The organism is candidate division WOR-3 bacterium (assembly GCA_016934535.1).
Classification (GTDB): domain Bacteria; phylum SDB-A; class SDB-A; order SDB-A; family SDB-A; genus JAFGIG01.
In genome coordinates, this window is record JAFGSQ010000066.1 from 12,616 (window position 1) to 27,603 (window position 14,988).

The 14,988-nt window shown below is 43.4% G+C and carries 13 protein-coding genes; 10 read left to right on the plus strand and 3 right to left on the minus strand.

Going from position 1 to position 14,988, the window contains the following annotated elements; all coding sequences use genetic code 11:
* Window positions 1-9 precede the first annotated feature (9 nt).
* From mscL to JXL83_09440, 9 genes are all read left to right on the plus strand, one after another.
* Complete coding sequence (mscL, locus tag JXL83_09400) at window positions 10-459, plus strand: large conductance mechanosensitive channel protein MscL (protein MBN2364333.1); 450 nt, start codon at window positions 10-12, stop codon at window positions 457-459.
* Window positions 456-731, plus strand: a complete 276-nt coding sequence (locus JXL83_09405) for a pathogenicity locus (GenBank protein ID MBN2364334.1) — start codon at window positions 456-458, stop codon at window positions 729-731. The genes mscL and JXL83_09405 overlap by 4 nt, the downstream gene beginning before the upstream one ends.
* A gap of 143 nt (window positions 732-874) precedes the next feature.
* On the plus strand, window positions 875-1,561 hold the full coding sequence (locus tag JXL83_09410; GenBank protein ID MBN2364335.1) for a class I SAM-dependent methyltransferase: 687 nt from the start codon (window positions 875-877) through the stop codon (window positions 1,559-1,561).
* 84 nt (window positions 1,562-1,645) lie between these two features.
* On the plus strand, window positions 1,646-2,173 hold the full coding sequence (locus JXL83_09415; protein ID MBN2364336.1) for a GNAT family N-acetyltransferase: 528 nt from the start codon (window positions 1,646-1,648) through the stop codon (window positions 2,171-2,173).
* Between the two features lie 56 nt (window positions 2,174-2,229).
* The gene (locus JXL83_09420) at window positions 2,230-3,468 is read left to right on the plus strand and encodes a sodium ion-translocating decarboxylase subunit beta (GenBank protein ID MBN2364337.1); all 1,239 of its coding nucleotides are present in this window, start codon (window positions 2,230-2,232) and stop codon (window positions 3,466-3,468) included.
* A gap of 63 nt (window positions 3,469-3,531) precedes the next feature.
* The gene (locus JXL83_09425; GenBank protein ID MBN2364338.1) at window positions 3,532-5,988 is read left to right on the plus strand and encodes a T9SS type A sorting domain-containing protein; all 2,457 of its coding nucleotides are present in this window, start codon (window positions 3,532-3,534) and stop codon (window positions 5,986-5,988) included.
* A 74-nt stretch (window positions 5,989-6,062) separates the two neighbouring features.
* A complete protein-coding gene (locus JXL83_09430; GenBank protein ID MBN2364339.1) occupies window positions 6,063-6,743 on the plus strand; it encodes a hypothetical protein in 681 nt (226 codons plus the stop codon).
* A gap of 459 nt (window positions 6,744-7,202) precedes the next feature.
* Window positions 7,203-8,087: a UV DNA damage repair endonuclease UvsE gene (uvsE, locus tag JXL83_09435; GenBank protein MBN2364340.1), complete on the plus strand. Its 885-nt coding sequence runs from the start codon at window positions 7,203-7,205 to the stop codon at window positions 8,085-8,087.
* 2 nt (window positions 8,088-8,089) lie between these two features.
* On the plus strand, window positions 8,090-8,566 hold the full coding sequence (locus tag JXL83_09440; GenBank protein ID MBN2364341.1) for a tryptophan-rich sensory protein: 477 nt from the start codon (window positions 8,090-8,092) through the stop codon (window positions 8,564-8,566).
* 19 nt (window positions 8,567-8,585) lie between these two features.
* Here JXL83_09440 and JXL83_09445 read toward each other — a convergent pair whose 3' ends face one another.
* Window positions 8,586-10,970 carry a VCBS repeat-containing protein gene (locus JXL83_09445; GenBank protein ID MBN2364342.1) on the minus strand — a complete coding sequence of 795 codons (2,385 nt, stop codon included), beginning with the start codon at window positions 10,968-10,970 and terminating at the stop codon, window positions 8,586-8,588.
* 221 nt (window positions 10,971-11,191) lie between these two features.
* Window positions 11,192-12,838, minus strand: coding sequence for a T9SS type A sorting domain-containing protein (locus JXL83_09450; protein ID MBN2364343.1), 1,647 nt, complete (start codon window positions 12,836-12,838; stop codon window positions 11,192-11,194).
* A gap of 158 nt (window positions 12,839-12,996) precedes the next feature.
* Here JXL83_09450 and JXL83_09455 point away from each other — a divergent pair, with 158 nt between their 5' ends.
* Window positions 12,997-13,605, plus strand: a complete 609-nt coding sequence (locus JXL83_09455) for a hypothetical protein (protein MBN2364344.1) — start codon at window positions 12,997-12,999, stop codon at window positions 13,603-13,605.
* A gap of 69 nt (window positions 13,606-13,674) precedes the next feature.
* On the opposite strand, the gene JXL83_09460 is transcribed toward JXL83_09455, so the two are convergent.
* Window positions 13,675-14,988 (minus strand): T9SS type A sorting domain-containing protein (locus JXL83_09460; protein ID MBN2364345.1); only part of this gene is annotated, 1,314 nt, incomplete at its 5' end.

Genomic DNA, 14,988 nt, shown 5'->3' on the forward strand with positions numbered 1-14,988 from the left:
AGGTGAAGAATGTTTAAAGAATTCAAAGAATTCGCAGTAAAAGGTAACGCCGTTGATATGGCCGTCGGTATCATTATCGGAGCGGCTTTTGGCGCGATTGTCCAATCGATTGTCGCCGATATCATCATGCCTCCTCTGGGACTGCTGATAGGAAAAGTGGATTTCGCGAATTTGTTTATTCTTCTTCACAACGGCACCCCCCAGGGACCTTATTCTTCGCTTGCAAACGCGCAGGCGGCTGGTGCCGTGACAATAAACTACGGAAATTTCATAAACATAGTCATAAGGTTTGTAATAGTGGCTTTCGTCGTTTTTATGCTGGTAAAAAGCATAAATAAACTCAAAAGGCAGGAAAAAGCCGAGATAAAACCGGATTCAAAGGAATGCCCTTTCTGCTGTTCAAAAATTTCGATAAAAGCGACACGTTGTCCGAATTGCACTTCAGAAATAAAAGAATGATAAGTCAAAAAAATGACTCAATTAGAAAACTTAAAAAAATCCCGGGAATCGGACCGAGTATGGCCGAAGATCTTTACGATCTCGGAATGCGAAAGGTATCAGATCTGAAGAAAAAAGATCCCGAACTGCTCTACAAAAAACTTTGCATACTCAGGGGCATTCGCATAGATCGCTGTGTTCTTTATGCATTCAGATGCGCTGTATACTTTGCATCAGAACACGAACACAAACCGGAATTGCTTAAGTGGTGGAACTGGAAAGATAAAAAATAAACAACATTTGCCACAGATTGCCGTCACTCATTTCCGTCAGGTTTAATCAGTACAGGTTCCGGAATTTTGACGAGAATAATTTTGCCGATAAACGGATTATGGCCGATAATTGTCTGAAGTACTTGTGACAAAACTAATAGAGAATGCCGGGAATCAAAGAGTTTGTTGAAAAATACGGATCCGGTTCCGTATTGGACGCCGGATGCGGAGACGGACAATTTACCAAAGAATTGTCACCGCACTGCCGTTTTATTGTCGCCGGGGACAGGGAGACAAGCTTTGTCAGGAAAGCGGGTGGCGGAGAAACTGTCAAAAACCTGTCTTTGCTGTGCCTCGACGCCGTTTCTCTGCCTTTTAAAGACGACGAATTTGATTTAGTGACCGCGCGAGCCATCCTGCATCACGAAAAAAACTGGCGTGAAGTTCTCGATGAACTTTTCAGGGTGTCTAAAGGAAAAGTTCTGATTGAAGAACCATACGAAGATAAAAGGAACGAAGGAAAGGTAAACGCCGCTGAAGCGATGGCTTTTTACCTGAGACTTCAGAATGAGACAGGATATGTTCATTTCAGATATTTGACGATGAACGATTATGACAGCTATTTCAAAATGAAAAATTTATCGCATCAAATTTCAATAATCAGAAGCGACGAGGAAATAGGATTCGAAGAATATTTCCGCTTTTTCGAAAAATTCGCCGATAGAAGCCGGCGCAAAGATTACTGGTACAGTGAATTCGAAAAACTGAAAAGAGAATTTTCTTCAAAAACAATATTTGACGACGACTTGGTTTGCATAGAGGCTGAGAAAAAAAGTGATTTTTTAAAATAAATTTCAAAAATCGGCTTCTTTAGTGATTTTTTCCGTAAAAGTGGTAAAATACATGCGGGAAAAACCTGAAAAGAATTATCAATTATGACAAATAAAAAAAACAACAAACCGCAGGTTTCATTAAAAAAAGCCGAAGAAAAAGACCTTCCGTATATCCGGAAACTTTGGGCGGATGAAAAGACCATGGCCGATGTAGGCGGAGTTGTTTTAATGAACGAAGAGAAGATGCTGAATTGGCACAGAAAAATTGAGGCTAGCGAAACCACTGATTATTACAGACTCATATTGAATCAGCAGGGAGAAATCGTCGGAGAAGTTAGCTTTCACAGATACAACGAGGCGGATAAAAGCGCTCACATGAACATTAAAATCGAACATTCGCACAGAGGCATGGGTTATTCAAAAATCGCCCTGGCGGAGATTCTCAGGTACTTTTTCACTGAAAAACACGGAGAAATGATGCTCGATGACGTAAGGGAAGAGAACATAAAAGCCATAAAATTCCTCCTGGCTTCAGGTTTTGAGATGTCTTCAGGACAGCCTCTGCCGAACACTGTCAGGCTGTTCATGTCGAAAAAAATGTACGAAAGAAAAATTTTGCGCCATAAATAAAATGAAAAATGTCCGGGTGTCAGAAAATGAAATTTAGAAAGAGGTAAAATCACGACATGGAAAATTTAGTTTTTCTGCCAGGTTACAAAGAAGCGGCGATGATACTTATAGGTTTTTTTCTTATCTGGGTTTGCGTCAGGAAAAATTACGAACCTCTGCTTCTGCTACCCATTGGCATTGGAATAGTGCTCGTGAACCTTCCTTCTTCACCCTTGAGAGCGGAAGACTCGATATTGGCCATGCTCTTCGAGAAGGGTGTTAAAAACGATATTTTTCCCCTTTTGATTTTTATCTCCATAGGCGCGATGATGGACTTCAAACCGCTCGTTCAGAGACCGTGGCTGGTTGTTTTCGGTGTAGCGGGACAGATAGGCATTTTTGCGACTATGATAATGGCAGTCCTTTTAGGATACAACATCCAGCAGGCTGCTTCCATCGGCATTATCGGCAGTGCTGACGGCCCGACATCGATATTTGTGTCATCTAAACTTGCCCCGGAACTGCTCGGTTTGATAACTCTCGCCGCATATTCCTACATGGCTCTGGTGCCGCTGATTCAGCCGCCGATAATGAAAGCTTTGACAACAAAGGGGGAGAGACGGGTTAAAATGCCTGTCAGCACTTTTGTTGTAGGAAAAACACTGGAAAAACTGTTCCCTTATATAATTCTGATAGTCTCCGGAATATTCTGCCCGATGAGCGTTCCTCTCATAGGTTTTTTGATGTTCGGAAACATCCTTAACACTTCGGGGGTAACAGATATGCTGGCTAAAGCGGCGAAGGATTACCTTTCCGGTCTCGTCACGCTTTTTCTCGGTATAGCTGTGGGATCTTCAATGACCGCCCACTCTTTTTTGAAGCTCGATACGTTGGTTATCTTTTTTCTCGGTCTCTTCGCATTCGCTTTTTCGACGGCTTTCGGTGTCCTTCTCGGAAAGGTCATGCTTTTTTTCAAAGTCAGGATAAACCCCCTGATAGGAGCCGCGGGTTTGTCGTCTTTTCCAATGTCAGCAAGACTCGTCCATCAGATAGGGCAGGAAGCGGACAAAACAAATTACCTTCTTATGCACGCCGCTTCGGCAAACGTGGCAGGCCAGCTCGCTTCTGTCATAGCCGGAGGAGTACTCATAGACATGGTTTTAAAATATGCCCCGACCTCTGATTTTACGGGATCTAACCTTGCTGTGGCTTTAAAAATCCTCGCTCTCGGAATGTTGAGGGTCTTTTTTATTATGGCTGTTGTAAGTTTACTGATTTACGGAACGAGATTGGTGTTCAGATCTAAGGAAGATTAAGCAGTCAGGATTTTATATATCATATTTTCAGCTTTTTAATTTTGTAATATTTAAGGAGGCGTCATGAAAAGTATCTTTTTTCTGATGATTTTTGTTTTCGCTTCAGTTCAGGCGGATCCGCCGGCCAGTTTCGATCTGAGAAACTATGGAGGGATAAATTATGTAACCTCGGTGAAAAATCAGCAGGGTGGAACATGCTGGACGCATGGTGCCATGGCTTCTATTGAAGGCAATCTGCTGATAACGGGAGCGTGGACAGCCGCAGGCGACACCGGCGAACCGAATCTCGCCGAGTATCACCTCGACTGGTGGAATGGTTTCAATCAGTGGAACAACGACGACATAGATCCTCCCACAGGAAGCGGACTGATTGTTCACGAAGGCGGAGACTACATGGTGACAACCGCTTATCTGAGCAGAGGAGAAGGTGCGGTCAGGGACATTGACGGACAGTCTTATTCATCAGCTCCCCAGAGAAGACTCGACACATACAGGTATTATTATCCGAGACAGGTTTGGTGGCTGACGGCGGGGGAAAATCTCGAGAACATAAACGCGATCAAAGAAGCTGTTATGACTTACGGCGTTCTGGGAACGTGTATGTGCTACAATTCGTCATACATTTCGAATTATATCCACTACCAGCCTCCGACGAGCACGGAAATGCCCAACCACGCTGTGGCCATAATCGGATGGGACGACAACTTGAGCACCCAGGCGCCTCTGCCGGGAGCGTGGCTCGTCAAAAACAGTTGGGGCCCGTCATGGGGAAACGACGGATTTTTCTGGATATCATATTACGACAAATACAGTTGCCAGGAACCTCAGATGGGCGCGGTTTCTTTTCAGCATGTGGAAGTGATGAAATACGACACGATATATTATCACGATTACCATGGCTGGAGAGACACCAAAACCGACTGTTCGGAAGCTTTTAACGTGTTTGTCGCGAACGGCGATCACTCAATAACCGGAGTGAGCTTTTTTGCAGCCGCAGACAGCGCTGAATACACAATAAGAATTTATGAAAGTTTTGACGGATCGCAGCTTTCGGGAATTCTCGCGGAAGAAACAGGAATTTGCGAAAGAAAAGGTTTTTACACAGTTGATCTCGATTCCGCACCGTCTTTTCTCGAAGGAGACACTTTTTATGCCTATCTCAGTCTTTCCGAGGGCGGGCAGCCGTACGACAGAACTTCAGACGTGCCTGTCCTTCTCGGAGCGAGTTACAGGACGGTTGTTCAGTCTTCGGCTGATCCGAATGAAAGTTATTACAAAGAGGGAGGGCAATGGCACGACCTCTATAACTGGGCTGGCAACCCCTATCCTCAGACCGGAAATTTCTGCATAAAAGCGTGTGCGATGGAAATGGGTATAAAAGTGACGCCGGATACAGATTCAAAATCACAGGGTCTTCCAGGAGGACCATTTTCTCCTGATCAATTCCAGTACGACATCACTTACAACGGTTCAGGTCAGATAGATTACACTGTCGGGGTAAGTTTCAATGCATACTGGCTTAGTGTCACGGGACCGGTTACAGGATCTCTGACAAACACCGACACCGCATCAATCATTTTTTCGATAAATTCGTCGGCGAACAGTCTTCCTGTCGGAGCTTACAGGGCGACGATTCAATTTCAAAATCAGACGAATCAGCTCGGTTCAACTGAGAGAGAAATAATACTCGTCGTAGGAGCAAATCAGACTGTTTATTTCTGGGGTTTTGAGACGAATCCGGGATGGAACTGCGACCTGCAATGGGCGTTCGGCGTTCCGACCGGCCAGGGAGGACAACACGGAAATCCCGACCCGACTTCAGGTTACACGGGCAACAATGTTTACGGATACAATCTAAACGGCGATTATGCAAACAACATGACTGAAAAATACCTGGCGACAAACGCCATTGACCTGACCGGCGTGTACAACACTGAGCTTAGATTTTACAGATGGCTCGGCGTCGAACAATCTTCATACGATCACGCGAAAATACAAGTCAAGGCAGGATCCGGAAGCTGGTTTACTATATGGGAGAATCCCGACAGCGAAACAGCAGACAACGCGTGGAATCAATTCAGCTACGACATATCACAGGTTGCCGACGATCAGAGCGAAGTTTACCTGAGATGGGTCATGGGTACGACAGACGGAGGATGGGTTTATTGCGGCTGGAACATTGACGATGTCGAGATACTCGGCGTCAGCGAATCTTCTATCGAAGAAAATCCCTCTGCCGGTTATGAGGGAGATTTTTCTTTCTCGCTGTCTAACTCATTTGGCAGAGGGACCGATATTTTCTACGTTTTACCTTCAGACGGCGACGTCGGAATAAGAGTTTACGACGCGACCGGAAGAGTGGTCGCTGTTTTGACTGAATCTTATAAACCCGCCGGTTGTCATTCTCTGTCATGGGCAGGAACTGACGGCGAAGGTAAGTTCATCTCGAACGGAGTTTATTTCATAAACATAGAAACTCGGGACAATTCAGCTACAAGAAAAATGATTTTGACAAGGTAAACCGGGAAAGACAAAAAACTTTAATAAAAAAGGTAAGAAGGGGTAATTATTATCCCTTCTTATATTGTGTATATATGAATTTTATATCAATTCAGACAGAACAGACCACTTCAATAACAGATCTGGCTCTGTCGGCAATAAGCGCAGTATTTTGTGCATATTTTTTATTTGAACACGTAAAAATGAAAAACAGGCAACCATTGCTGTGGTCGTCGGTTTTTTTTCTTCTGTTCGTGGCTTCATCGCTGGGCGCAATGCTTCACGGAATAATCTGGGATGAAAACGCGAAGTTTAATTTTTGGATTCCGATAAAAGCTTCGTTGGCTTTGTCAATATCCCTTTTCGCTTTGGCGGCTTATTGTGATTTATTCAGAAGAAGGATAAGATTTTTGTCATTTTCGATTGCTGTATTAACTGCGTTGACGTGCGGTGCGATTTCTTTTTTACATAATACAAACGACATAATAATGAAAGTATTTCAGCTCACGGCTCTTGTTTTTTCTTTCACGGTTTATTTGTATCTGATTTTAAGAAATAGAAATTACAGTTCAGTTTACATGATAGCCGGAATATTAATCACATTGACAGCCGCGCTGATTCAGTTTTCGGGAAACTTTTCTGTTATGTTTTTATGGCAATTCGATCACAACGGAATATTTCATTTGGTTCAGGTTCCCGGACTGTTTTTTATTTTTTTCGGAGCGAAACTGTCGTTGAGAAAAAAATATCTAACTTACTCAAAAGAAGTTAAATAAACAGTTCTTTTATTTTTTTGTTGTATTTTTACTGTAAAAAACCCTTAAAATTTTTGTGTGGATATCTGACTTCGGGCATGTCAGTAAATATCGAAATATTGAGCCCAAGTAAGTCACAAAATTGCAACGAATAGCGTATAGCTCGAACAAGCGTTACATGCGCTTGAAATGTTGAACCGATGAAACATGTGCAGATAAACAAAGTATTCACCGCGCTGTGTTGACAAAATTGTGGATAACTTAGAGTTTTTTGGCTTGAAAAATGCATAAGAACTTATCTGATATAAAGATGAATTTAAATGATAATCATTTATAGTATAATAATTATGTCTTTTCCGTTTAAAAAAATCAATCAATATAAAATCACGGCTCAGTCTTAATGCGTTTCAATTCTATGGATTAATGAATTAGTTTGTAAACATTGACCAATGAGAAATTTCGATTATCTTTGAAATTTATATGAATATAGGGTACCCTTGCATAAACCGAAGTATTGACTGTACTTCAAATTCAACTTTCAGACTTCGAAATTTCACAAAAGAAAATTTAATTGCAAAAGTAGAAAACAACATCTGTTGTCTGAAAAAAATATTGGGATTCAACGCTGATAAAGGATTGTTATTTTTCAGAATAAGTTCCGACTTGGTGCCTTTTGCATCGCATCCGGTCATGGAGTTTGACTGGCTCAATCATTTTAAAGACGAATTGAAAAGCTTGGGATCGTTTATAAGAAAGAACAGAATGAGAATTTCAATGCATCCCGACCAGTTCACTATAATAAACGCGAGAGACAGCAAAATTGTCAAAAGAAGCATCGAAGAACTCGAATATCACTGCGATTTGCTCGATTCGCTCGGTCTCGATTCTACGGCGAAGATACAGATTCACGTGGGAGGAGTCTATGACGATAAGACAGCTTCAAAATTGCGATTTGCCGAAAATTACTTAGAATTACCAGAAAAGATCAAAAAGCGTTTGGTAATCGAAAACGACGACAGACATTACGGATTGAAGGACTGTATGGAAATATACGACAAAATCCGAGTTCCAGTTCTTTTTGATGTGTTTCATCACGAGGTCTGCAACTCCGGCGAGATTCTTTCGGAAGCTCTTGAAAAATCCGCCAAAACATGGAGTAAGAAAAACGGCACCCCTATGATTGATTACAGTTCCCAGAAAAGAGGATCGAGAAAAGGGTCGCACGCTGAGACGCTTGAAAAGAATCATTTCGTCAAGTTTTTAAAGGACTCGGATGGATTCGATTTTGATCTCATGCTCGAGATAAAGGACAAGGAAAAAAGCGCCATAAAAGCTTTAAAACTTGTAAATGAAAAAAGGAGATAAAAATGAATAAAACCAGTTTTCTAAAACTCGCCATTTCGATAATTCTCCCTCAGCTCGCGGGTATAATCGGCTCTTTTTTCACGATGAAGAACATTCCCGGCTGGTATGCCGGACTTAACAAGCCTTCCTTCAATCCCCCAAACTGGTTGTTCGGACCGGTGTGGACTACTCTGTATCTGATGATGGGTGTTTCTTTTTTCATTGTATGGGCTTATCATACCCGAAGTTCATTTTACAAACCTGCGATTACAGTGTTTCTGATACAGCTCTTTTTGAACTTGCTTTGGTCTTTCCTTTTCTTTGGTCTGAAAAACCCTCTCGCGGGTCTTGTCGAAATATTTTTCCTTTGGACGGCCATTCTTTTGACTATCATCCTTTTTTTCAAAATCTCAAAAACAGCCTCAATTCTTCTGATTCCCTATTTACTGTGGGTCTCTTTCGCCTCGGTTTTGAATTACTTCTTGTATAAATTGAATTGAAGTTCAAATATGCTTTATCCTAATTGCTTATGAAAAACACTTTTTTAGCCAGGGTTGATATTCCGCAATCCAAACTTATTATGTAAGTTCCGCAAGATATTTTTTGTCCCTGAACGTCTCTGCCGTTCCAGGGAAAATGGTATTCTCCTTCCGGAAGGTTTTCGCCTATAGAAAGAATTTCCCTGCCGGTCAAATCGAAAATTTTGACATTGCCGGTTATACCCTTCGGGATTTCAAATCTGATGTCCAGACAATCTCTGAAAATCGAAGGAGAACTCAGTATTATTTGAAATTCAAAGGGAAATTGTCCGGTTTCTTCAACTCCTACTGAAAAGTAATCCATAATTCTTCTCATGACCGTATCAGGGGGGGCAAAAAGAGTAGTTCCATATATCGCTTCAAATCCGAAACCGAAGAAAACCAGTTCATAATTTCCGCTGTAACCGACGGCTGCCATTGATGAAGAATTCCAATACTGAAAAAGACCTGTGCCGCCGTTAATGGGATTCAGATCGTCCCTTGAGTTCTGATTGGAGGGCTGGCCGCCTGAAGTCCTTATCTGGAGTCCGTCGAAAATGCTTCCGGATATTCCGTCGCAAGCCTGTGTATTTGTGTTGCCCAGCCAGAAACAGTGAAGATATTCGGATAAAAATTGCTGACCCTGAAGGTTTTCCGCTATGTTCTGACCTGTGAGAAACAATTTCTTTCCGGAATCCAGAAACATGGATAGGTCCGATACGTCGTCGGGAGTTATTACGGCTGAGTCTGCATCTCCCGTAAACCAGACAACCACTTCGTAGTCGAGTATCAGGTTACCGATAGGACCCTCTGTGAACCTGTTGTAAACATCGCAGATCAAACCTAAATTTTCAATCGGATCAATGTATTTGTACAGATAATTTCCGGAGGGGTCTGCATTGACGATGCAGATCTCCGGTATTTCTCCGACTAAAAATCTTACTTCAATCGAATCCGTCAGGCTCTGAGGATCGCTGAAAACATGTAAAGTGACGTCCACCCAGGACGTTTGTACCGTGTCGTCAACCTCAAAAACAAACGGGTTCGATGAATTGTCGAGAGTGTCGCCCGGGTTGACGTTTCCCATGAAACAGCTGTCCTGGATGAACTGTATGGTTGAATTGTCTACAGTCGCAACAACGAAGACGCTTTCAGCGGTGTTGTAAAGCGTGTCGCAGAGAAGACGGAATTCAAGGGATCCCTGTTCACCAGGAAGAATATGGTAGCTGTTTGAGGGACCGCGCACTTTAAATCCGGCAAGGTGCAGGTCTGTAATGTCCGAGGCATCCCTGTTTTCAAAGAGAACTATGCTGTTTGCGAACCTGCCGGCGCTTAAGACATCCATGTCCTGGTCCAGGTCTATGTCGCACGTTGTGACGTGGCTTGCTCCTCCAAACGAGTTTGAAATCAGATGGTTGGTAAAAGTTCCGTTTCCGTTATTTTCCCACCAGGTCACTGTGTTTGCGTTTTCTGCCGCAGCGAGAATATCGATCAGAGAATCGTCGTTAACGTAAGATGCGAAAACGCAAGTGACGCCGGAGTAAGCAGGTGAAAGCGGATTGTAGGTGAAATTTTCATTTCCGTCATTTTCAAACCATGCGACAACGCCGGAGCCGAAAGCGGCGCCTAAAATGTCAGTGTCGCCGTCGGAATCTATGTCGCAGGCGTAAACCCAGTGTGCAAGGCTGAAGGTCGAAGTCAGAACATGTTTGGTAAAATTTTCGTTTCCGTCGTTTTCCCACCAAAGAATTGTGCTCGATGCGTACGAACATCCTATGACATCCTTGTGACCGTCTCCGTTGATGTCTTCGGCGTATATACACGGACAACTGCTGTATGAAGAATCAAGGGGATGGAAGGTAAAACTCTGACTGCCGTTGTTTTCGAACCATGCGAACGAACATCCTCCGCCCCAGACCGAACCGAGAATATCCATATCGTCGTCCTGATCGAGGTCGGTACAGTGGACGGTGTGTCCACCCTGAAAAGTACTTGTCACAACGTGTTCGGAGAAATCGCCCGTGCCGTCGTTTTCCCACCAGGAGATCATGTTGTCTGCAGAACCGGCTGTTGCCAACACGTCAAGATCACCGTCATCGTCCATATCCCCTGCGTCCACAACGCGGCATCCTCCGAAATCGCTGTCGACAACGTGCTCTACGAAATTCAAACCGCCGGTGTTTTCCCACCAGAAAATCGTGTCGTTGCTGTAAGCTCCGCCGATAATGTCCGGCAGTGAATCTCCGTTAATGTCACCTGCAGCTACCGTCATCGTCCAGGTGTAGCTGTCTTTAACCAGATGGTCGAAGAAGTAGACCTGGGAATTCAAAGACGCCGTGAGAAAAACCGATCCGAGAAGAAGTGTCCAAAACAACTTTGCCGACATGCCCGCTCCTTTGTTATAATTTACTTTTAGGTCAATAATAATTACATTATGTATATTATATTTTACAATACGTCAAGTATAATGTTATAACATAAATTGTAACGAATAAAACCGCTTTTTGGATTTAGGGATAATTTTAGACCAAGAAAAAAGGGAAGAGTATTTTCTCTTCCCTTAAAATTTTCAGAATCAAGCTGTTAAATATTTATTGCGTCGAAATACTAAAACAACTGTATAGAACTGGTCTGCTTAAAGTCTTCAGAAATTAAATTGATGAAATATGTTCCGGCAACGACTTTTTCACCATTAATGCCGGTCGTGTTCCATTCGAGAGAGTGTTCACCGGCCGAAAATATTCTGTCTGCCAGCGTGTTGATTCTTCTTCCGAGAATATCGTACACTTCGATTCTGACATGCTGGTCCGTCGGTGTCGAAAAGCGAACGTTTATTTTTCCAAAAGATTGGGATATGCTGAAAGAGGTCATGTCCGGTAAAATGTCCGGTGTTTCTTCGACCTGGTTCATGTAATTCCACCTGTCGAACCAGATGTTGTTTTCTCCGTATTCCCGGTAAATGACAATTCTTCCGTTAATCGGTGCGACCAGTGCGTAGGTTATCTGGGCCGGCATACTTCCTGTCAGGGGGTAGTCGTTGACTGCGGCTCTGAGATACCAAGTCTGCAGGTTGGATTCAACCATCGCGCAGACCAGAGTGTCAAAAGTCCCTCCCGCCACGTTACAGCAAGCTACGGGCCTGTCGCTTGTCTGATTCCAGCCGATTCTGATGTTCGGCAGTGACGAAGTGACGTCACCGGAAATCGACCACTGGCTAGGTCCTGTCCAGGAAGAACCGCCGTCAGAGCTGTAGTTGTAGTTGATTCTCGGATCGGCCCCTTCTGTGTACAGTGCGTAGACGTAATTGGACGGATACGAGCTGTATTTCTGTGTACAGATGCTTGGTGTGAACCTTACGATGTCAACGCTTGTTGAAATGTTATCATGGGTCCAGGAGCCGTTATAACATCCACTTCTGAATCTGTTTGAAGACTGCGTGTATATCGTGCCGACGTAATAATGATTTGCGTCCAAACAAGAAGCTGTGATTTCCATCGGACCAGAAGTACTGTTATGAACAGTGTTTGTCCATGATAAACCGGTGTCTGCAGAAACTGCCGTCTGCCAGCTGGTTTCACCTGCAGTGCTTGTGTAGCTGATGTATGAGAATACTATGAAAGGGTTCGAGTCCGGTGAGACGTCCATGGCGACCTGAAACGTGCTGTCGAACTCAGAGTTTGAAAAATCGAACCATCTTGCGATTCCACTAGGTCTTATCGCCCCGAAAAAAAGCCTGTAACCAACGTTGACTTCTGAATCCGCCCAAATGATGTAGATTTCAGGATCGTCGGTCGTGTAAGGTTCGAGTCTCATGTCGAAGTCTAAAAGCTTTCCGCCAGATCCGACGCAATCCCAGTGAATCATGTTCCACGAGTAACCGTTGTCGGTGGACCGGAATATGAAAAGCGTGTCGGTCCCGCCGTCGTGGCTGGACTGTATGGCGGCGTAAATATAAGCGTTCGCGTCGAAATCCATCGCTATGTTGTACCTGGAGTTTATCTGACATTGATCGGTGACCAGAAGATCGGGTCCCCAAAGAGGCGCGAAAGCCGAAGGCTCCGATCCTGTATTTATTTCCTCCTGCGGAGTCAAGGCTTGATATGGTGTGGTTTCAAGAAGTCCTGCTTCATCGGAATCGGTCATTTCAGGTAAATTTGTAACATATGCTGGAGAAGTGTGAAATCCGGACGGTCCTGTGCCGGCCGACAGTGAGGTAAATACAAACGACACCGCTATTAACATTACATACTTCATGCTTCCTCCTTTGTATATCGGTTGATTCTATTTATTATAATACTAAACTGGCATTAATTGAATATTAAACCGGATTATGAAAATGAAAATTTTTTTCCTTTATATCCGGCTTGAATTCAGTTTATAATAATGGTCATCTTAGAGGAGATTTATAATTTATGCAAAAAACGCGATTATATAGCCTTCTAGTACTTTTTCTTTTGTCCGGTTGCATCAAGTATTCTACCCTCCAGTCACCCAAAACTCTCGAAAGAGGCGATTATTCTGTGGGAATCGCGGGAAGCAAGTTTATTTTTTCGGATTCCGGAGAGGCGAGGTTTGGCTCTGGAAGCATTGACGTTTTCGCAAGAGCGGGATTGAAACACAATCTCGATTTCGGATGCAAGGCAACAATCTACGAAGGCGGAGCGTTCAATTTATTTTCAGATGTTAAATACAGGTTCTTCGAAACCCCGGTAATGATATCAGGAGATGTAGGTGCTTTGGTAAGTTTCAGAACAAACGGTCTTTATTTGATGGCTCTCGCCGGCAACGACAACATTTACACAGGCATAAAAGCGATGTTTGTTCATGAACAGCCCAACTCTACTCAGCCTATGCCGGCTGAAGATACCGCTTATATTCCCAAAAACCCCTTGGGGCTTGTCTTGGGAGGAGGCATAAGTTCTTTTATAAATATAAAAATTGTACCGGAACTGAACGTCTATTTCAGCGAGGGTTATGAACCTATGTATCTTTTTTCATGCGGAATAAGGCTGGATATATAGTCCAAAGCTTTTAAAGTGCGACAAAAAGCGGAGGGTTTTCCCTCCGCTTTTTTATAAGGTATCTGTCCGTCAAAAAACTTGAACCGATTTGGTCTCTTTCCTTGTTTCCGTGGTGAAATTGATGAAATAGGTTCCGGCAACCACTTTTTCACCGTTGTTTCCAGTCATGTTCCACTCAAGATTATGTTCTCCGGCCGAGAAGTTGCGTTCTGCCAGTGTATTGATGTTTCTTCCGAGTATATCATACACTTCGATTTTGATTTGCTGGTTCGTAGGTGTCGAAAAGCGAATTTGTATTATTCCCGAAGATTGAAATACGCTGAAAAAGTTTGCGTCCGGTAAAATGTTTGGAGTTTCTTCAACTTGGTTGTAATGATCCCACCGGTCGAACCAGATATTATTGACATTGTATTCCCTGTATATCAGAAATCTTCCGTTATGAACCATCGACGCATTAATTTGAGCCGGCATTGTTGTTGTAAGATTATAGTCATTCGGAATTATTCTGCCGTCCCATGAATAATAATCACTTGTCATCAAAGCCGCGACGAGAGAATCGAAGGAGCCGCCTTCGATGTAACAGCAAGCGGCAGGTCTGTCAACAGTCATGTCCCAGCCCAGTCTCATGTTCGGATTGTTTGAATAGACATCACCGGACATAGACCAGATTGCAGGTGTCTGCCAATTCGCTCCTCCGTCAGTGCTGTAATTGTAATATACTCTTGGATCGGTCCCCTGTGTGTAGAGTCCATAGACGTAATTGGACGGATACGCATGATACTTTTGTGTTACTATATTGGGTGTATATCTTACAGTATCGTTTGCCGAAGATACATTGACAAAGCCAGATTGGTTACCCCATGTCCTGAATCTGTTGCTGGACTGAGTGTAGATTGATCCGACATAAAAAACGTCGGAGTCATTGCACGCGGCGGTAACTTCCATGGGTCCCATAGATGAAGTGTGAGGACCGTACACGTCCCAGACAGCTCCTCCGTCAGCAGAAGATGCCGTGTACCATTGAGTTTCTCCGGCGGTATAGTAAAGGCTTATACAGGAAATAACAATGAAGGGATTCGAATCAGGTTCTACGTCCATCGCCACTTGAAAGGTGCTGTCGTAATCAGAATCAGTGAACTCATACCAGATTGATGTTACGCCCGGTTGAATAGCTCCGAAAAAAAGCCTATATCCGGAAGCGGGGACTGAGTCAGCCCATATAAGGTATATATTGGGATTATCGGTAACAAAAGGTTCTAACTTCATATCGAAATCCAGTAATTGTCCACCTGAGCCTGGATTCATGGAATAAACCACATCCCATGTATAGCCGTGGTCGGTTGTTTTGTAAATGAACAATGTATCTGTTCCTGATGAATGGCA